This is a genomic window from Pseudomonas pichavaramensis, from assembly GCF_050473265.1.
In the GTDB taxonomy this organism is placed as follows: domain Bacteria; phylum Pseudomonadota; class Gammaproteobacteria; order Pseudomonadales; family Pseudomonadaceae; genus Aquipseudomonas.
Genome location: NZ_JBJKFJ010000001.1, coordinates 197,864 through 217,339, shown reverse-complemented (window position 1 = coordinate 217,339; position 19,476 = coordinate 197,864). Strand labels below are relative to the sequence as shown.

At 60.0% G+C, this 19,476-nt stretch carries 14 protein-coding genes; 1 reads left to right on the top strand and 13 read right to left on the bottom strand.

The genetic code is table 11. The annotated features are described in order from the left end of the window. Positions 1–3: 3 nt before the first annotated feature. The 9 genes from gltB to ACJRW5_RS00890 all read right to left on the bottom strand — a co-directional run bounded on the left by gltB (position 4) and on the right by ACJRW5_RS00890 (position 12,884). Positions 4–4,452, bottom strand: a complete 4,449-nt coding sequence (gene gltB, locus ACJRW5_RS00930) for a glutamate synthase large subunit (protein WP_484568660.1) — start codon at positions 4,450–4,452, stop codon at positions 4–6. A gap of 238 nt (positions 4,453–4,690) precedes the next feature. Then, on the bottom strand, positions 4,691–6,247 hold the full coding sequence (locus tag ACJRW5_RS00925) for an AAA family ATPase (protein WP_484568659.1): 1,557 nt from the start codon (positions 6,245–6,247) through the stop codon (positions 4,691–4,693). Positions 6,248–6,257: 10 nt separating this feature from the next. After that, a complete protein-coding gene (aroB, locus tag ACJRW5_RS00920) occupies positions 6,258–7,361 on the bottom strand; it encodes a 3-dehydroquinate synthase (RefSeq protein ID WP_484568658.1) in 1,104 nt (367 codons plus the stop codon). 51 nt (positions 7,362–7,412) lie between these two features. Beyond that, positions 7,413–7,931: a shikimate kinase AroK gene (gene aroK / locus ACJRW5_RS00915; protein ID WP_484568657.1), complete on the bottom strand. Its 519-nt coding sequence runs from the start codon at positions 7,929–7,931 to the stop codon at positions 7,413–7,415. 5 nt (positions 7,932–7,936) lie between these two features. Continuing rightward, the gene (locus ACJRW5_RS00910; RefSeq protein ID WP_484569133.1) at positions 7,937–10,051 is read right to left on the bottom strand and encodes a type IV pilus secretin PilQ; all 2,115 of its coding nucleotides are present in this window, start codon (positions 10,049–10,051) and stop codon (positions 7,937–7,939) included. Between the two features lie 55 nt (positions 10,052–10,106). Continuing rightward, on the bottom strand, positions 10,107–10,631 hold the full coding sequence (pilP, locus tag ACJRW5_RS00905) for a type 4a pilus biogenesis lipoprotein PilP (protein ID WP_484568656.1): 525 nt from the start codon (positions 10,629–10,631) through the stop codon (positions 10,107–10,109). Further along, on the bottom strand, positions 10,631–11,251 hold the full coding sequence (gene pilO / locus ACJRW5_RS00900; protein WP_484568655.1) for a type 4a pilus biogenesis protein PilO: 621 nt from the start codon (positions 11,249–11,251) through the stop codon (positions 10,631–10,633). The genes pilP and pilO overlap by 1 nt, the downstream gene beginning before the upstream one ends. Then, positions 11,248–11,820, bottom strand: a complete 573-nt coding sequence (gene pilN / locus ACJRW5_RS00895; protein WP_484568654.1) for a type 4a pilus biogenesis protein PilN — start codon at positions 11,818–11,820, stop codon at positions 11,248–11,250. Before pilN ends, pilO begins: the two co-directional genes overlap by 4 nt. Next, entirely contained in the window at positions 11,820–12,884 is a 1,065-nt protein-coding gene (locus tag ACJRW5_RS00890; RefSeq protein WP_484568653.1) for a pilus assembly protein PilM, read from the bottom strand. The genes pilN and ACJRW5_RS00890 overlap by 1 nt, the downstream gene beginning before the upstream one ends. A gap of 184 nt (positions 12,885–13,068) precedes the next feature. Between ACJRW5_RS00890 and ACJRW5_RS00885 the strand changes: the two genes are divergently transcribed. Continuing rightward, the gene (locus ACJRW5_RS00885; protein ID WP_484569132.1) at positions 13,069–15,483 is read left to right on the top strand and encodes a penicillin-binding protein 1A; all 2,415 of its coding nucleotides are present in this window, start codon (positions 13,069–13,071) and stop codon (positions 15,481–15,483) included. Positions 15,484–15,568: 85 nt separating this feature from the next. Here the strand turns inward: ACJRW5_RS00885 and ACJRW5_RS00880 are convergent, their stop codons facing one another. The 4 genes from ACJRW5_RS00880 to rpmE all read right to left on the bottom strand — a co-directional run bounded on the left by ACJRW5_RS00880 (position 15,569) and on the right by rpmE (position 19,413). After that, entirely contained in the window at positions 15,569–16,837 is a 1,269-nt protein-coding gene (locus ACJRW5_RS00880) for a malic enzyme-like NAD(P)-binding protein (RefSeq protein WP_484568652.1), read from the bottom strand. 103 nt (positions 16,838–16,940) lie between these two features. Further along, a complete protein-coding gene (locus tag ACJRW5_RS00875; RefSeq protein ID WP_484568651.1) occupies positions 16,941–18,377 on the bottom strand; it encodes a M48 family metalloprotease in 1,437 nt (478 codons plus the stop codon). Further along, on the bottom strand, positions 18,374–19,174 hold the full coding sequence (locus ACJRW5_RS00870; protein ID WP_484568650.1) for a thermonuclease family protein: 801 nt from the start codon (positions 19,172–19,174) through the stop codon (positions 18,374–18,376). Before ACJRW5_RS00870 ends, ACJRW5_RS00875 begins: the two co-directional genes overlap by 4 nt. Positions 19,175–19,200: 26 nt before the next feature. Beyond that, the gene (rpmE, locus tag ACJRW5_RS00865) at positions 19,201–19,413 is read right to left on the bottom strand and encodes a 50S ribosomal protein L31 (RefSeq protein WP_003459015.1); all 213 of its coding nucleotides are present in this window, start codon (positions 19,411–19,413) and stop codon (positions 19,201–19,203) included. Between the last annotated feature and the right edge of the window lie 63 nt (positions 19,414–19,476).

Below are 19,476 nucleotides of genomic sequence, written 5' to 3'. Positions count from 1 at the left end.
TTCTTATTGCGGGTTGGCACGGGTGCTGGACAGCAGCGACTTCAGGCTCGCCGCTTTCGGTTTCACCAGCCAGAACTTGCGCAGGTAATCGTCCAGGTTTTCCAGCAGGTTCTGCCCCCACTCGCTACCGGTTTCCTCGACGTACTCGGCCAGCACGTTTTCCAGGTGGCTGCGGTAAGCTTCCATCGCCTCGCTGTTGATGCGTTGGATTTCCACCAGCTCGTGGTTGACGCGGTCGTAGAAGCCGTTGTCCAGGTCGAGCACGTAGGCGAAGCCGCCGGTCATGCCCGAGCCGAAGTTGTAGCCGGTCTTGCCCAGTACGCAGACGAAGCCGCCAGTCATGTATTCGCAGCAGTGGTCGCCAGTGCCTTCCACCACGGCGTGGGCGCCGGAGTTACGCACAGCGAAACGCTCACCCGCAGTGCCGGTGGCGAACAGCTTGCCGCCGGTGGCGCCATACAGGCAGGTGTTGCCGATGATGGCGCTGTCTTCGGTGGCGAACGGGCTGCCGGCAGGCGGGGTGATGACGATCTTGCCGCCCGTCATGCCCTTGCCCACGTAGTCGTTGGCATCGCCTTCCAGGCGCAGGTTCAGACCACCGGCGTTCCACACACCGAAGCTCTGACCGGCAGTGCCCTTGAAGCGGAAGGTGATCGGCGCGCCGTTCATGCCCTGGTTGCCGTGAGCACGGGCGATCTCGCCAGACACACGGGCACCGATGGAGCGGTCGCAGTTGCCGATCTTCAGTTCGTACTCGCCACCGGTCTTGCCGGCGATGGCGTCCTTGGCCAGCTCGACCATCTTCTCGGCCAGCAGGCCTTCGTCGAACGGCGGGTTCTTCGGCACCTGGCAGAACTGCGGCTTGTCAGCCGGGATGTGCGCACTGGCGAGCAGCGGCGACAGGTCCAGGTTGCCCTGCTTGGCGGTTTCGCCCGGCAGCATCTCGAGCAGATCGGTACGTCCGATCAGGTCCTCAAGACGGCTGACGCCCAGCTTGGCCAGCCACTCACGGGTTTCCTCAGCGACGTAGGTGAAGAAGTTCATCACCATCTCGACGGTGCCGATGAAGTGGTCCTTACGCAGCTTGTCGTTCTGCGTCGCCACGCCGGTGGCGCAGTTGTTCAGGTGGCAGATACGCAGGTATTTGCAGCCCAGGGCGACCATCGGCGCGGTGCCGAAGCCGAAGCTCTCAGCGCCGAGGATGGCGGCCTTGATCACGTCCAGGCCGGTTTTCAGGCCACCGTCGGTCTGCACCCGCACCTTGCCGCGCAGGTCGTTGCCGCGCAGGGTCTGGTGGGTCTCGGCCAGGCCCAGCTCCCACGGCGCGCCGGCGTAACGGATCGAGGTCAGCGGCGAAGCGCCGGTACCGCCGTCATAACCGGAGATGGTGATCAGGTCGGCATAGGCCTTGGCCACACCGGCGGCGATGGTGCCAACGCCGGCTTCAGCCACCAGCTTGACCGATACCAGCGCCTTGGGGTTGACCTGCTTGAGGTCGAAAATCAGCTGCGCCAGGTCTTCGATCGAGTAGATATCGTGGTGCGGCGGCGGCGAAATCAGGGTCACGCCCGGCACCGCGTAGCGCAGCTTGGCGATCAGACCATTGACCTTGCCGCCCGGCAGCTGGCCGCCCTCACCGGGCTTGGCGCCCTGGGCCACCTTGATCTGCAGCACTTCGGCATTGACCAGGTATTCCGGGGTCACGCCAAAGCGGCCGGTAGCCACCTGCTTGATCTTCGAGCTCTTGATGGTGCCGTAACGCGCCGGGTCTTCACCGCCCTCACCGGAGTTGGAGCGGCCACCCAGGCGGTTCATCGCCTCGGCCAGCGCCTCATGCGCCTCGGGCGACAGCGCGCCGAGGGAGATACCGGCAGCGTCGAAGCGCTTGAAGATCGACTCCAGCGGCTCGACCTGGTCGAGGCTGATCGGCGTGGCGGATTCCTTGACCTTGAGCAGGTCACGAATCATCGAAGCCGGACGGGTATCGACCAGCGCCGAGTATTCCTTGTACTTCTCGTAATTGCCCTGCTGCACGGCGTCCTGCAGCGTGCGCACCACGTCCGGGTTGTAGGCGTGGTATTCGCCGCCGTAGACGAACTTGAGCAGGCCGCCCTGCTGGATCGCCTTGCGGTTGTTCCAGGCTTCGAAGGACAGCAGCTTCTGCTCGCTCTCGATGTCGACGAAACGCGCGCCCTGGATGCGGCTGGCCACACCACGGAAGCACAGCTCGGTGACTTCATCGGCCAGGCCGACCGCTTCGAACAGCTGCGCACCGCGGTAGGACGCCACGGTGGAGATGCCCATCTTCGACAGGATCTTCAGCAGGCCCTTGGAGATGCCTTTGCGGTAGTGCTTGAACACTTCGTACAGATCGCCCAGCACTTCGCCAGTGCGGATCAGGTCGCCGAGCACTTCGTAGGCCAGGAACGGATAGATCGCCGAGGCGCCGAAGCCGAGCAGTACCGCGTAGTGGTGCGGGTCCCGCGCGGTGGCGGTTTCGACCAGGATGTTGCAGTCGCAACGCAGGCCTTTCTCGGTCAGACGATGGTGCACCGCACCAGTGACCAACGCCGCATGCGCCGGCAGCTTGCCGGGTGCGATGTTGCGGTCGGTGAGCACCAGCAGGACCTTGCCGGCACGCACGGCTTCTTCGGCCTGATCGGCCATGTTGCGCACGGCGGCTTCCAGGCCCAGCGACTCGTCGTAGTTCATGTCGATGACATGACGGTCGAAGCCCGCACGCTCCAGGCTCATCAGCGCGCGCCATTTGGCCGGCGAAATCACCGGGCTGCTGAGGATCACGCGAGTGGCGTGCTCCGGCGACTCGCTGAAGATGTTGCGCTCGGCGCCCAGGCAGATTTCCAGGGACATCACGATCGCTTCGCGCAGCGGGTCGATCGGCGGGTTGGTGACCTGCGCGAACTGCTGGCGGAAATAGTCGTACGGCGAGCGCACGCGCTGGCTGAGCACCGCCATCGGCGTGTCGTCACCCATCGAGCCGACCGCTTCCTGGCCCTGCTCGCCGAGCGGGCGCAGCACCTGGTCACGCTCCTCGAAGGTGACCTGGAACATCTTCATGTACTGCTTGAGCTGATCCGGGTCGTAGAAGGCCGAACCATGGTCGCGGTCTTCCAGCGTCGCCTTGATGCGCTGGGCATGCTTGCGCAGCCACAGTTTATAGGGGTGACGCGACTTCAGGCGGCTGTCGATGGACTCGGTGTCCAGCACCTGGCCGGTCTCGGTGTCGACAGCAAGGATCTGCCCCGGGCCGACACGGCCCTTGGCGATGACGTCCTCGGGCTGGTAATCCCATACGCCGATTTCCGAAGCCAGGGTGATATAGCCGTTCTTGGTGGTGACCCAGCGCGCCGGACGCAGACCGTTACGGTCGAGCAGGCACACGGCATGGCGACCATCGGTCAGCACCACGCCGGCCGGGCCATCCCAGGGTTCCATGTGCATGGAGTTGTATTCGTAGAACGCGCGCAGGTCGGCGTCCATGGTCTCGACGTTCTGCCAGGCCGGCGGAATGATCATGCGCAGGCCGCGGAACAGGTCGATGCCACCGGTGACCATCAGTTCGAGCATGTTGTCCATGCTTGAGGAGTCGGAACCCACACGGTTGACCAGCGGGCCCAGCTCATCGAGATCAGGGATCTGCTCGTTGGCGAACTTGGTGCGACGGGCCTGGGCCCAGTTGCGGTTGCCGGTGATGGTGTTGATCTCGCCGTTGTGCGCGAGATAGCGGAAGGGCTGTGCCAGCGGCCACTTCGGCAGGGTGTTGGTGGAGAAGCGCTGGTGGAACACGGCAATGGCAGTCTGCAGGCGCTCGTCACCCAGGTCCGGGTAGAACTGCTGCAGGTCCGCCGGCATCATCAGGCCTTTATAGATGATGGTCTTGTGCGAGAAGCTGCAGATGTAGTGATCGCTGTCGTCGGCGTTGGCTACCGAGGAACGACGACGGGCGCTGAACAGCTTGATGGCGAATTCCTGATCGCTCAGACCTTCGCCGCCGATGAACACCTGCTCGATCTGCGGCAGACGCTCCAGCGCCAGCTGGCCGAGCACGCTGGTATCGACCGGCACCTTGCGCCAGCCCACCAGTTGCAAACCAGCCGCGAGGATTTCGCGGTTCATGTTCTCGCGCGCGGCTTCGGCCTTGGCCGCATCCTGATTGAGGAAGACCATGCCCACGGCATATTGAGCAGGCAGCTCAGCGCCGAATTGCTCCTGGGCGACCGCACGCAGGAACTGGTCAGGCTTCTGAATCAGCAGACCACAGCCATCACCGGTCTTGCCGTCGGCGTTGATACCGCCGCGGTGAGTCATGCAGGTGAGGGCCTCAATAGCGGTCTTGAGCAGGTGATGACTAGCCTCACCTTGCATATGGGCGATCAAGCCGAAGCCGCAGTTATCCTTGAACTCATCAGGACGGTACAAACCTGCTTTCATAGGGGAAACTCTCACCAGGCTGCCTAGACTTCAGGCAAATTACTTTCTAATTCAATGACTTAAACCCGAAAAGCAGGCACGCGCCAGCTTTGCGTGGGCAAAAGGGAGGTCATTGTACATATCCACCTTGGGCGTCACAAATTTTCGTGACGAGGGGGTGAAAATTAATGTCGCAAAAACGAAGGATAGGACCGCAAGGTCGTGCTACCGACCAGGCGGTCATATTGGAACAGAGCGCTTAGCGGCTCATTTCCTGCTGGATACTGCCCAGCGTGCGCGGCCACGGCTTACCCGCCTGCAGCTTGGCAGGCAGACTCTTTATCGCAGCCTGGGCGGCATCACGACTGGTAAAGCTGCCATACGTCAGTACATACAACGGCTGCCCCTGGTGAACCTTCTTGAAGTAGTGGTACTCAGCGCCACCCTCTCGTACCAGCGCCTGAATATTCGACTCCGATCGCGAGCCCACAACCTGCAGCGCATAGCGCGACGCAGATTGCTGCGCATACCAACCACTCGCCGCAGTAGCTGGATTAGCGCTCGGCGCCGGAGCAGGTGCCGGCTTCGGAGCTGGAGCAGCAGGCTTCGGTGCAGCAGGTTCTGGTTGTTTGACAGGCTCAGGCTGCTTTGCAGGTGCAGGTGCAGGTGCAGGTGCAGGTGCAGCAGGGATTGGAGTCGACGGCGCAGTAACCGTCGAGGGCTCCGGCGAAACTGGCGGCTCGAAGTCATCCAGCTCTTCGCCTGCTGCCTCGGCCAATGGCTGACGAATGACCGCCTGCGACTCCCCTACCAAAGGTAATGGCAGCGGCTGACTGTTACCCGCAAACTCGATAGCCGGTGCGCGCTCCCCAGATTCGCTCTCCGGCTTCGACTCCTCAGCCCCCGCCACTGGCTCAGACGATTGCATGGGGAGCGATGCGTTGTCGGCAACCGGCGCAGGCGCCGTCGAATCTCGCCCCTGCATGAACCAAGCAGCCGCAACCCCCACCAGCACTACTGCCAGGGCCAGCAGATGCTTTCTGGGCAAGGCCAACCCGCCTGTACCACGCCCAGCCGAACGCTGCGCAAGCATCTGCTCAACCAGCAGCTCGCGGGCCTCTTGATTGACTGCCCCTGGCCAACCCAGGGAGCGAGCATGAATATCCTCGACCTGCTCATCTGTAAGCAGATCAATGCCCTGCCCCGCGCCCTCGAGCCGCTGAGCGAGGTAGTCGCGCGTCTCGTCTTCGGCATACGGCTGAAGCTCTATGGCGTGATAACACTCCTCGCCACCCGCCAAGGCCTCCAGTCGGGCCAACAGGCCCTGCTCGGCAAACAGGAATACATGCGGACGACCTTCGCCATTGCCTGCGGCCAGAGCCAGCACAGTTTTCAGCGCAGCATCATCGAGCTGATCGGCATCATCGATCAGCAGATAGACTTCCTGCCCCGTCAGCGCCAACCGGCCAACCTGAGCCAGAATCGAATTCGCATCAGCCTGGGCAACGGACAACCCCTGAGCCACATGACGCAACAGCGCTTCGCTCCCTGTCACGCTCTGGGCAACGACCACCGTCTGCACAGCCTGCTTGTTGGTACTGGCAACCAATGCCTGGCGCAGCAGGGTCTTGCCGCTGCCCTCCGGCCCGACCACCGCCAGCAACAACTGGCTGTAGCGCGCCAGGTGATGCAACTGCCCCAGCACCGGCTTGCGCTGCGCCGGGAAAAACTTGAAACCGGGCACTCGTGGCGCGAACGGATCGTGACTGAACTGGTAGTGCGCCAGGAAAGCTTCGTCAGCATGCAAACTGGTCATGAATCACTCTTCAAGAGTTGGATGACTGAGCCAGAGCCGCATAGTCGCTACGCAGCGTGGCGTCGAGAATTTCACGCGGGTAATCGGCGGTCACGACAGCCTCGCCGAGACGCTTGAGCAGCACGAGTCGAAGCTGACCATCGAGAACCTTCTTGTCCACCGACATATGCTCAAGAAACTGCTCGGGCGTCATATCGGCAGGCGGCACTACAGGCAATCCGGCCGCCTGCAAAAGGCGTACGCCTCGATCCCGGTCGACAGCAGACAACCAGCCGAGACGATAGGACATTTCCAGCGCCATCACCGTTCCAGCGGCAACCGCCTCGCCATGCAGCCAAACGCCGTAACCCTGCTCGGTCTCGATAGCGTGACCAAAGGTGTGCCCCAGATTCAGGGTGGCGCGCACGCCCGACTCGCGCTCGTCAGCCCCGACCACGCGCGCCTTGGCGGCACAGGAGCGCTCGATGGCATAGGTCAGCGCAGCGCCATCCAGCGCACGCAGAGCCCCCATGTTGCTTTCCAGCCAGCCAAGAAAAGGCTCGTCACAGATAAGGCCGTATTTGATCACCTCAGCCAAGCCAGCGGACAGCTCACGCTCCGGCAAGGTATTCAAACTGGCGGTATCGATCAGGACAGCCTTGGGCTGGTAAAAGGCGCCAACCATGTTCTTGCCCAGCGGGTGGTTGATTCCCGTCTTGCCTCCGACCGAGGAATCGACTTGCGACAGCAGGGTGGTAGGCACCTGGATGAAATCGACACCACGCTGATAGCACGCTGCCGCGAACCCGGCCATATCACCGATTACACCGCCTCCCAGAGCGATTACGGTGGTGCGTCGGTCATGACGGGCGGTCAGCAAACCATCGAATATCAGCTGCAGGGTTTCCCAGTTTTTGAACGCCTCACCATCAGGCAGGACGACCGATGCAACCTTGAACCCCTCCAGTGAACGCATGAGGGTATCGAGATACAGAGGCGCCACCGTCTCATTGGTGACCACCGCCACTTGGCGCCCCGCAATGTGACGCGCCAGTAATTCAGGACGCACAAGCAGGCCATCACCGATGTAAATGGGATAGCTACGCTCGCCGAGTTCAACGTGAAGAGTCTGCATGAGGCCCCCAGGATAAAAAGGCCTTAAGGATAGCGCAGTTCGCCCCGAGCTTTAACGGGGCGACAGTGCTTCCAGACGCGAGAGAATTTCCTGAACGACCATCCGTGGCGGACGCTCGTCAGTCTCGATGATGATGTCAGCCACTTCGCGATAAAGCGGATCCCGCGCCGCCATCAAATCCCTGAGTACCTGAGCGGGATTGGCGGTACGCAACAGGGGACGGTTACGATCTCGCGAAGTGCGATCAATCTGCTGCTCGACCGAGGTGTGCAGGTAGACGACGCGACCACCTGCATGCAACGCATGGCGATTTTCCGGACGCATTACCGCACCACCGCCAGTGGCGAGCACCAGCCCGTCCTGCAAGGAGAGCTCAGCAATGACTGCCTGCTCCCGCTCACGGAAACCCTGTTCACCCTCTACATCGAAGATCCAGGGAATGTCGGCACCGGTACGCTGCTCGATCTCCTTGTCGGAGTCCTTGAAAGGCAAACGCAGTTCTTTGGCAAGCAAACGCCCGATGGTGCTCTTTCCAGCTCCCATCGGGCCTACGAGGATTACATTCCGCACTTAGATCATCGATTCACGGCAATGGCTTGGTTGTTCATGATGCGCGGAGTGATGAAAACCAGCAACTCGGTCTTGTCGTCTTGCACGATATCGCGGCGGAATACTCGACCGATGAAAGGTAGATCCCCAAGGAAGGGTACCTTTTCGGTCGCCTTGGTCTGGGTATTCTCGAACACCCCACCAATCACGATGGTCTCACCATCGTTGACCAGCACCTTGGCATTGACCTCATTCTTGTTGATCGGCGGAACACCGTTGATGGCTGCCTGGAAGTTCGGCGCATCCTTGGTGACCTTGACCTCCATGATGATGCGGTTATCCGGCGTAATCTGCGGAGTCACCTCCAGAGAAAGAGCAGCTTCTTTGAAAGAAGTACTGGTCGCACCGCTGGAACTGGCTTCCTGATACGGCACTTCCTGCCCTTTCAGGATCTTTGCGGTCTCCTTGTCGGAGGTCACTACCTTGGGCTGGGAAATCACCTCGCCATTACCAGTTGCTTCCATAGCAGAAAGCTGCAGGTCCAACGTGATGTTATCAGTGAGGAAGCCGATACCAATACCTGAAGTGCTACCCAAGACCCCCATATCTACGAAAGGCACAGGAGCAACACCATCTTCCAAGGTGAACTCGCCTACTTCATCAGTGCCTGGCAAATAGGCAAGGCCCTCATCATTATCAAACGACGTAGCACCGTCCTTACCGTAGACACTCCAATTACCACGACGGGAGTTCCCCCCCCAACGCACACCAAGTGCCTTGTTGTAGTTGACGTTAGCTTCGACAATCCGCGCCTCGATCATCACCTGACGCACCGGAATGTCCAACTGGGCAATGATACGGCGCAGTTCATCCAGGCGATCCTGGGTTTGATAGGCAATGATGCTGTTGGTACGGTCGTCGACAGTGATGGAACCGCGATCGTCAGCCGCGCCGTCGGCACTGGTCACCGACTGGAACAGCTTGGCCATGTCGGTCGCCTTGGCATAGTTCACCTGAATCAGCTCACGACGCAGCGGAGCGAGTTCAGCAATCTGCTTCTGCGATTCCAGCTCCTGGCGTTCACGAGCGGCAATTTCATCAGCCGGCGCAACCAGCAGGACGTTACCAACCTTGCGTTTGTCCAGCCCTTTGGTCTTCAGCACCAGATCCAACGCCTGATCCCACGGCACATTCTGCAGACGCAGCGTGATGTTGCCGGCCACGGTATCACTGGCAACCAGGTTCAGATCGGTAAAGTCGGCAATCAACTGCAGAACGGAACGAACATCAATATCCTGGAAGTTCAGCGACAATTTCTCGCCTGTATAAGCGAAACGGTCTGCATTGCGACGTTCAACGTCCTCCTGGGAAAGAGGTTTGACGCTCAACGTCAGCTTGTCTTCGGTCTGATAGGCAAGATAGTCGTACAGCCCTACCGGTTCGATCAGGATGCTTGCCTTGTCCGCACCGCCCGTCGCACTCACGAACTGAACCGGTGTAGCGAAGTCCTTGACATCCAAGCGCACTCGCAGGGACTCAGGCAACTCGGTCTTGGCAAAGTCGAGACGAATCTTGCCGCCCTGCTCCTGGATATCGGGAGCAACAGACTTGTCGGACAGGGTAATCACGACATTACCCTCGCCCTGCTCACCGCGCTGGAAGTCGATATTGCTGATTGCCTTGGGTTGAGGGCCGTAGGTTTTCTTGGCGGGAGCAGAGGTTGCGACAGCAGGTGCAGCAGCCGGACGCGACGCAGCAGCAGTCGAATCACCGACAAGAACGAACAGATTATTGCCGTCCACTCGCGTACTGTAAGGAGCCAGGCTGGTCAGATTGACGATCAGACGAGTACGGTCCTTGGCTTCGACGATGGTGACACTGCGGGCATTACCCACACCGAGTTCTCTGTTCTTTGAACCCAGCTTGTTCGATACGCCGGGAAGATCCAGAGCGATACGAGCTGGCTGCTCTATCGTGTAGCCTCGCGGCGCGTTTACCGGCTCGTCGAAAGAGAGTTTCAGCTCGACCCTGTCGCCAGGCAAACTGGCAACATCCAAGCCCTGAAGATTGGCCGCCAAAACTGCGGGCGACAGCAGCACCGCCATAAAGGCGACACTAAGACGCGAAAGAGAGCCATTCATTTTCGTATCCCGTTTGGCAGACAGATTATTTGTATTCATTTCTCATACCGCTCCGTCAGGAGCGCTCCTTCAAGGAAAGGCTGCGTGGTCGCTCAAGCCAGCCACCCTCGCCATCCGGAACTATTTCCATTACGTCGATTTTGGATTCATCGATCAAAAGTATCTTGCCGTGATTACGCCCCAGATAATCACCAACTTTTACACGATGAACGCCTCCTGCGCCGCTAACCAGAGCAAACAATTCGCGATCGTTTCTCAGCGTACCGACCATCTCGAACGTTTCGATGTTGAAGCCTTCCAGGAACTGCTTGACTCGACTCTCGTCAGGCTTGATCTCCGCCGAACCTTTTTGTCGAGTAACAACGTCGATCTTCACCGGCGGCTGGAAGGGACTACGCAATGATGCCGCACGGTAGGTGAAGCTCTCGTAAGGCTGGAATGTCGGCAACGGTTCGATAGCGCCTTTCGGCTTGGCACGAACTTCATCCATATAGCTACGCAGATCCGCGAAATCGCTACTGGAACCACAACCAGCAAGAGTCAAGAAACCCGCCACCAGAAATAAACGAGAGAAACTCATTATTGAGCCCCCTTATCATTGTAGCGATAGGTCTTGGCCATGATCTGCATGCTCAGGCGACTTGAACTGTCTGCGCTCGCTGGCGCCAACTGGAAGTCATGCAAAGTCACGATACGAGGCAGACTGGCGACACCACTGACGAATGTAGCCAGATCGTGGTAGCCACCGCTGACTTTGATCTGAATAGGCAATTCGATATAGAACTGCTGGGCGACTTCCGGAAGAAGCTTGATTTCTTCAAACTCCAGGCCACTCCCTAGCCCTGTACGAGTGATGTCCTCCAGAAGCCCTGGAACTTCAGTATCGCTCGGAAGTTGCCGCAAAAGAGCACCGAAAGAAACCTCCATTTCCTGCATTTGCTCTTTATAGGCTTCCAAGTTCGCAGCTTGAAAAGCCTTTGTAGAAAATTGCTGCTTGAGCGTCACTTCTTCATTCTGACGCTGTTCCAACATACTCTGCAGGTCTTTCAAATGAAAGTTGTACCCAAGCCCGAGAACAACGATAAGCAAGAGCAGGCCCGCAATGAACTTGACTGCCGCCGGCCAGGAGCCGACGTTATTCATATCGAGATCATTCAGGTCGACGCTGCGCAGCCCCTCAAGAGAACTTTTGATGCTCATTGCGCCGCCTCCGCTTGTTCCTGATCAGGTTGGGTTTGCTGAACAGTGAGCTGGAACACGTTCGCCTGATCCAAAGCGCCTGCAGTGACTGCCTTGACCTCTGTGAGATTAGGGGCGGTAAGCCACTCGGAACCATCCAGATTACGCATCAGATTTGAAACCCGATTGTTAGACTCAGCAGCACCGACAATCGCGATACTCTTGCCCGCCATCTTGACGCTGGTGAAATACACACCATCCGGGAGTGTTCTTACCAACTGGTCAAATACCCGACCGATGATCGGGCGATTACCCTGCAAGTCCTGGATGATCTTCATACGCTCCAGCAACTGCTGACGACGAGTCTTCAGCTCGCTGATTTCCTTGATCCGCGCATCCAGAACAGCAATTTCCTTCTTGATGAAGTCGTTACGGGCGTTCTGATTGCTGATCGCTGCATTCAGCAACTGATCACCGAGAAACACCAAGCCAGCAGCAACAATGAACACTCCGGCCAGGCTGACCAGAAACCGCTGCTTGCGCTCCTCGCGCAGCTGTTCGCGCCAGGGCAGTAAGTTAATCCGCGCCATCAGTCGAAACTCCTCATCGCCAGGCCACAGGCAATCATCAGTGCCGGCGCATCACTGGCCAGCGCACCGGCATTGACCTTGCCACTCAGCGCCATATCGGCAAAGGGATTGGCCACCAACGTCTGCGTACCGATCTTCTGCTGAATCAATCGATCAAGATCAGGGATGGACGCGGTTCCACCCGCCAAGAGGATATAGTCGACGTCATTGAACTGGCCGGCAGCGAAGAAGAACTGCAGCGAGCGAGAAACCTGCTGAACCACAGCCTCTTTGAACGGCTGTAAAACCTCGCTGTCGTAGTCATCTGGAAGACCACCCTGCTTCTTGGCAAGCCCAGCTTCTTCAACCGACAGGCCGTAGCGACGCTGAATTTCTTCAGTGAGCTGTTTGCCACCGAAGAGCTGCTCGCGGGTATAGATGGTGCGACCGTTGTGCAACACACTCAGCGTGGTCATGGTCGCGCCGATATCCACCACGGCTACCGTCAGCTCGTCATGCCCGCCACCAAGCTGCGCTTCCAGCAGCCCATATGCACGCTCGAGCGCATAGGCTTCGACATCAACCACCTTGGCAGTCAACCCGGCTAACGCCAGGGCTGCTTCGCGGACCTCGACGTTTTCCTTACGGCATGCCGCCAGCAGAACCTCGACTCGCTCGGGATTACGCGGCGCCACCCCTTGCACTTCGAAATCGATAGCGACTTCTTCGAGCGGATAAGGAATGTACTGATCAGCCTCGATCTTCAGCTGGTTTTCCAAGTCGTCCTCGGAAAGCCCGGCCTCCATTTCGATGGTCTTGGTGATGACGGCCGAGCCAGCGACGGCAACTGCGGCGGTCTTGACGCCGGTCTTGGCCTTGGCCAACACGCGCGAGAGCGCCTGACCGACCCCCTCTAGCTCGGCGATGTTCTTCTCAACCACTGCGTTCGGCGGGAGCGGCTCGACTGCGTAAGCCTCTACCTTGTAGCGGCTTCCCGAGCGACTCAGTTCGAGGAGCTTGACCGAAGTCGAGCTGATATCGATCCCCAGCAGCGTATTCGCTTTCTTAGTGAAGAGCCCTAGCACGACCGTTTTCCTATTGGCATCCGCGACTTACGGACTATTTATGTTTTTCCACATTAAATATCAGTCTTGACAGAAGCGCAAATGGCTCCCCGGGAAAAAAAACGCTTATAATGTGAACAGCTTTTCCCTTTTCGCCTCGACACCTGCTTAACTCATTCTTTTACTTGGAATTCCGAACATTTTGATACGCCTGCTGAAGTTCATCTGGTGGTCTTGCGTTGCCGTTTTTTGTGGGCTGTTGCTCAGTTTCAGCGGTGCGTTTCTTTATCTTAGCCCGACCCTTCCGTCCGTCGAGTCACTGCGCCAGGTGCAGCTGCAGATCCCTCTGCGCATCTACAGCAGCGACGCCAAGCTGATTGCCGAGTTTGGCGAGATGCGCCGCTCCCCCATTCGCTTCGATGAGATCCCCAAGGATTTCATCAGCGCCCTGCTGGCAGCAGAAGACGACAATTTCGCCAATCATTATGGCGTCGATGTGACGAGCCTGATGCGCGCTGCCACGCAATTATTGAAAAGCGGTCAAATTCAGAGCGGCGGCAGCACCATCACCATGCAGGTGGCGAAGAACTTCTTCCTCACCAGCGAACGCAGCTTCTCGCGCAAGGCCACCGAAATCCTCCTGGCCTTGCAGATCGAGCGCGAGCTGAGCAAGGACGAGATCCTCGAGCTTTACGTCAACAAGATCTACCTCGGCCATCGCGCCTACGGCATCGAAGCGGCTGCACAGGTGTACTACGGCAAATCGATCCGCGACCTGAGCCTGGCGCAGATGGCGATGATCGCCGGCCTACCCAAGGCCCCATCGCGCTACAACCCATTGGTGAACCCGACACGCGCCAAAGAGCGCCGCGACTGGATTCTCGGCCGCCTGTTCCGTCTGGGCAGAATCGATCAGGCAAGCTATGAGTCGGCATTGGCCGAAGAGGTCGACGCCCGCTATCACGTGCCAGCGCCGGAGCTGAGCGCTCCCTATATTGCCGAGATGGCGCGCGCTGAGATGGTCGGCCGCTACGGCAGCGAGGCGTATACGGAAGGCTTCAACGTAACCACCACGGTACCGAGCAATCTGCAGGAAATGGCCAACAGCGCCCTGCGCGACGGCCTGATCGCCTACGACCAGCGCCATGGCTATCGCGGCCCGGAAAGCCGCCTACCAGGGATGACCCGCGACACCTGGCTGACCGAGCTGAACAAGTTCCGCAGCATCGGCGGACTGGAACCAGCAGTTGTCACCCAAGTGGAGAAGAGCGGCATCCTGGTATTGACCCGCAACGGCGAAGAGCAGGCCGTTGCCTGGGATAGCATGAAATGGGCCCGCCCGTTCCTGAGCACCAACAGCCTCGGCCCAAGACCACAACAACCTGGCGACGTTGCTCAGGTCGGAGACGTGGTCAGGGTACAACGCCAGGACGACGGCAGCCTGCTGTTCACCCAGATCCCAGCAGCGCAGAGCGCACTGGTATCCCTGGACCCCTACAGCGGCGCCATCCAGTCACTGGTCGGTGGATTCTCCTTTGACCAGAGCAACTACAACCGCGCGGTGCAGGCCAAGCGCCAACCCGGCTCCAGCTTCAAGCCGTTCATTTATAGCGCGGCGCTGGATAGCGGCTACACCGCGGCGACGCTGGTCAACGATGCACCCATCATCCTTTCCGACGACTACCTGTCGCAGAAGTGGCGCCCGAAGAACGACAACAACACCTTCCTCGGCCCCATTCGCATGCGTGAGGCTCTGTACAAGTCGCGCAACCTGGTCTCGATTCGCCTGCTGCAAGATATGGGCGTCGACTCAACGGTGAACTACATCCAGCGCTTTGGTTTCGCTGAGCAGGACCTGCCGCGCAACCTGTCCCTGGCACTCGGAACGGCCAGCCTGACGCCTATGGAAATCGCCGAGGGCTGGGCCACCTTCGCCAATGGCGGTTACAAGATCGAACCCTATCTGATCGAGCGCATCGATGATCGCAATGGCAAGCCGCTGTTCCGCGCCAACCCGGCACGCGTTCCCGGCAGCGAGCCCGAACCCAGCGAGGAAAGCGCCAATCTCGCGGTTAATGCCGCCGATGATCTGCCCCTGGAAGAACCGCAGGTTGCCGAGCAGATCATCGATGAGCGCACAGCGTACATCATGACCAGCATGCTGCAGGACGTGATCAAGCGCGGTACCGGCCGACGCGCCCTGGCCCTGGGCCGCAATGACCTGGCTGGCAAGACCGGCACCACCAACGACTCCAAGGACAGCTGGTTCTCCGGCTACAACGCCGACTACGTCACCACCGTGTGGTCCGGCTTCGATCAGCCGGAGAGCCTGGGCCGCCATGAGTACGGCGGCACCGTCTCACTGCCCATCTGGATGAGCTACATGGGCGCTGCGCTCAAGGATAGGCCCAGCCATCTGCCCAAGGAGCCGAAGGGCATTCTGACCTTGCGGGTCGACCCGGTCAGCGGCCGCGCCGCCGCCCCCGGCACGCCGGATGCCTACTTCGAGCTGTTCAAGAGCGAGGACTCCCCGCCGCCAATGAGCGAGTTCGAACCCGGCATGGGCATTCCGGGCAGCCCACTGCCAGCCGATGAAATGGCGCCGATCGATCTGTTCTGATCGGCACACCGCTCGCCCTCACAAGCAAGCGACAGACAACAAAAAACCCGCCTAGGCGGGTTTTTTGTTAGCGCATCCAGCCGGCTTAGCCGTTGAACACGTCATCCACCGACTTCAGCGGATAGTGTTTCGGATACGGCAGAGTCGCCACACCGGACTCGATCGCAGCCTTGGCCACAGCATCACACACCACGGTGATCAAACGCTGATCCATCGGCTTCGGAATGATGTACTCACGCCCGAAGGACAACTCGATACCGCCGTAGGCATCGCAGACTTCCTGCGGAACCGGCAGTTTGGCCAGATCGCGCAGCGCCAGCGCCGCAGCGATCTTCATCTCTTCGTTGATGCGAGTGGCACGGACGTCCAGAGCACCACGGAAGATGAAGGGGAAGCCCAGCACGTTGTTGACCTGGTTCGGGTAATCGGAACGACCGGTGGCCATGATCACGTCATTGCGGGTCTCGTGCGCCAGCTCCGGCTTGATTTCCGGATCCGGGTTGGAGCAAGCGAAGACGATCGGGTTGGCCGCCATGCGCTTGAGGTCTTCCGGGCTCAGCAAGTTAGCGCCGGACAGACCAACGAATACGTCGGCACCTTCGAGCGCGTCGGACAGCGTGCGCTTGTCGGTCTCGGTGGCGAACACGGCCTTGTACTGGTTCAGGTCGTCACGGCCGGCATGGATAACACCCTTGCGGTCGATCATGAAGATGTTCTCGACCTTGGCGCCCATGCTGACCAGCAGCTTCATGCAGGAGATGGCCGCAGCACCAGCGCCCAGGCAGACGATCTTCGCCTCTTCCAGAGTCTTGCCAGCGATTTCCAGGGCATTGAGCATGCCGGCAGCGGTGACGATCGCAGTGCCGTGCTGGTCATCGTGGAATACCGGAATGTCGCATTGCTCGATCAGCGCGCGCTCGATCTCGAAGCACTCGGGGGCCTTGATATCTTCCAAGTTGATGCCGCCGAAGGTAATGGAGATGCGCTTTACGGTGTCGATGAAGGCCTGCGGGCTTTCCGAATCGACTTCGATATCGAACACGTCGATACCTGCGAAACGCTTGAACAGTACGCCTTTACCTTCCATTACCGGCTTGGAAGCCAGCGGGCCGAGGTTACCCAGGCCAAGGATGGCGGTACCGTCGGAAATCACGGCGACCAGGTTGCCTTTACCGGTGTAACGGTAGGCCAGCTCGGCGTCACGGGCGATTTCACGCACCGGCTCGGCTACGCCCGGGCTGTAGGCCAGCGACAGGTCGCGGGCAGTGGCAGTGGCTTTGGTCAACTCGACGCTGAGCTTACCGGGACGGGGCTGAGCGTGATATTCGAGAGCGGCAGTTTTTAGATCTGACATAGTGGCATTTCCGCTTTTGTTGGCTGTTGAACGGGCAGCGGCCGAGGATACGCAAGTTGTATACACCTGCACAAGACCGTCCGGTCGCGATTGAAGCGCCGCACTAACGCAGCGTTTTCAGCCATTCCCCCGCACGCGGCTCACCATTCGGGTAAAGCCCATTGAGCAAACGCAGCTGCGACTCGCCATCGCTTGGTAAAGGCGATTGCTTTGCCAGTGCAGCCAGACTCTGCCCCGCCTTGGCGCGCACCAAACGCAAACGCACCGGCTCAGCCAGCTTGCGTTCGGCCGCTTTCAGCGGTCGGTAACTACGGATAACGTCAAGAAAACGCTGATCCTCAGTCTCCAGCGAGGCACGCCCTTTAACCGCCGCCACGAACAGGTAAGCGCTATCACCCCGGTAGATCACCGCCACTCGCCGAGCGGACTGCCCTTGCAGTACTGCCGTATAACCCTGCAGCGTTCCCAGGTGCAGCTCTTCGCCAGCAACCAGACGCTGATTACCGACGCGATTACGCAGGAACTCGGCGGGAGAAAGACGCTTGTCTGCCGCCTCCAACGTCATGGCGATGAAGGCTTGCTCATCCGCGCTATGGCCGATCAGCACGTCGGGGCGGTTGACCAGCTGCCAGCCCTGCGGATAAGTCAGGGTGAAGTCCAGCTCACCATGATAGAAATGTCTGCCGCGACGAATGCCGCTGGCCGCCGAATCACCAAACACCAGGCCATCGAGCATCTGCAGAAAGTTGTCACGACCAACTTCCTGATTGCCACCCGCCAGCGCACGCGCCGGACCGATCACCTCCTGCAGGCGACGATCATTGTCCGGATGGGTGTCGAACAGGCCGTGGTAACCACTCGCAGTGGGTGCCTCGCCACGCTTGGCCGCCTGCTCGCGGGCAAAGTCCTCCTGACTCTTGAGCACCTTGACCACCTCGATCATCGCTTGCGGGTCGTAGCCGCCGCGCGCCAGGTATTGCGCTCCCAGGCCATCGGCCTCCAACTCCATATCGCGCCCGTAGCCGCGCACGAAGGCATTGCCCATGACACTGGTCAGATCCCCGACCGCCCCGACACCGGTACCGATGGCCGCAGCCTGACCGAGCAGCCCCCAGGCCGTGGACTGGCTCTGCTGACGCACGCTGTGGCGTGCCGTCACGTGCCCGACCTCATGCCCCAGCACCGCCGCCAGCTCCGCTTCGGAATTGAGATAGGCGAGCAGGCCGCGATGGATATAGATGTAGCCGCCTGGCAACGCAAAGGCGTTGACGTCCGGGCTGTCGACCAGAGTGAAGACGTAGTTGAGCTGACTGCGATGACTGCTACGCGCCACCCGCTCACCGACACGCTGGATGTAGGCCTGCAGCTTGGCATCCTCGTAGCGCGGGTACTGCTTGAGGATTTCCTGGTTGTAACGCGCGCCAAGATCCAGCTCCTGGCGCTCGCTCATCATCACGAAATCGGTGCGCCCGGTGGCGGGGTTGACGGCACAACCCGCCAACCAACTGCAGAACAGGCACAGCGTCAATGCACGCATCATGGCAACACCTCCAGCATCGCCGAATGGGTGAGCGGCAACATCCAGCGCGCCTGCCCGGATTTCAAACCACCACGGCTCTGCCGATCGATGACCCAGCCGCGCGCCTCCACTCGCTGCCCCTTGAGCTTCTGCAAGGCAGGCACGTCGAACTCGCCAAGCAACTCGGGCGCCACCCGCAACACCCTGGCACCATCGAGTTCGAGCCAGAGGCCACCGCGATTACGCTGCACGTCGACAACCCGCCCAGCGAGCAAGGCGAAGCCGCCGGCTTTCAGCTGACCAGCCGTCTTGACCTGATCACTGCGCCATACGCCGAGCCGCTGGAGCCGAGCCAGGCGCTCGGCGCCCGCCTGGCAAGTCACCAGCGCAGTATTGGGCGCCACCGCCACCATGAAGCCAAGCCCTTCGCTCAGCAGCTGCGCTTCGAGGTTGCGCCCCTGGCGATCATAGAGATGCGCCAGCGTGCGCCCATAACGGTCCTTGCGTTGCTCGCCATAGAGCAAGCCAACGCGGCCATCGCTGGCATCCACCAAGGCCTGCAGGCGGCGTGTCGCCTGCACCGCATAGGGCTCATCTGTGCGCCCCTTGCGCCCCAGTTCCGGGGCATTGATACCAATCAGGCGGATGCTGCGGCCGTCGGCCAAACGCACGGTATCGCCGTCGACCACATGACGAACGGCAAACTGCGCAAGATCGTCGCGCAGCGGACAGAAGGCCTGCGCCAGCCCGACGCAAAACAGAGAAACGAAAAAGGCGCCCACCAGGGACGCCTTTTTCAGTAGCACGGAGTGGCGCACGCCAGATTCCGCCTTGCTTCGGTCGCTTACTTGGCGCCGAATACGCCGAAACGCTGCTTGAAGCGATCGATACGGCCGCCGGTGTCCAGCACTTTCTGCTTACCGGTGTAGAACGGATGGCACTCGGAGCAAACGTCGAGGCTCAGGTTCTTGCCCAGGGTGGAGCGGGTCTTGATGACGTTGCCGCAGGAGCAGGTGGCGTCGATCTCGACGTAGTTCGGATGGATATCGGCTTTCATGGTGCTTTCCTCGGGGTAGTCGTGCCGCCACCCGACCAATGTCAGGCACCGCACAGAAATAGG

Bases quoted from the DNA above. Each gene is read 5' to 3' on its own strand.
- ACJRW5_RS00925 (WP_484568659.1), bottom strand. From the start codon at position 6,247: ATGACCAGTTTGCATGCTGACGAAGCTTTCCTGGCGCACTACCAGTTC.
- pilN (WP_484568654.1), bottom strand. From the start codon at position 11,820: ATGGCGCGGATTAACTTACTGCCCTGGCGCGAACAGCTGCGCGAGGAG.
- ACJRW5_RS00875 (WP_484568651.1), bottom strand. From the start codon at position 18,377: ATGATGCGTGCATTGACGCTGTGCCTGTTCTGCAGTTGGTTGGCGGGT.
- pilP (WP_484568656.1), bottom strand. From the start codon at position 10,631: ATGAGTTTCTCTCGTTTATTTCTGGTGGCGGGTTTCTTGACTCTTGCT.
- ACJRW5_RS00880 (WP_484568652.1), bottom strand. From the start codon at position 16,837: ATGTCAGATCTAAAAACTGCCGCTCTCGAATATCACGCTCAGCCCCGT.
- pilO (WP_484568655.1), bottom strand. From the start codon at position 11,251: ATGAGCATCAAAAGTTCTCTTGAGGGGCTGCGCAGCGTCGACCTGAAT.
- aroB (WP_484568658.1), bottom strand. From the start codon at position 7,361: ATGCAGACTCTTCACGTTGAACTCGGCGAGCGTAGCTATCCCATTTAC.
- gltB (WP_484568660.1), bottom strand. From the start codon at position 4,452: ATGAAAGCAGGTTTGTACCGTCCTGATGAGTTCAAGGATAACTGCGGC.
- ACJRW5_RS00910 (WP_484569133.1), bottom strand. From the start codon at position 10,051: ATGAATGGCTCTCTTTCGCGTCTTAGTGTCGCCTTTATGGCGGTGCTG.
- rpmE (WP_003459015.1), bottom strand. From the start codon at position 19,413: ATGAAAGCCGATATCCATCCGAACTACGTCGAGATCGACGCCACCTGC.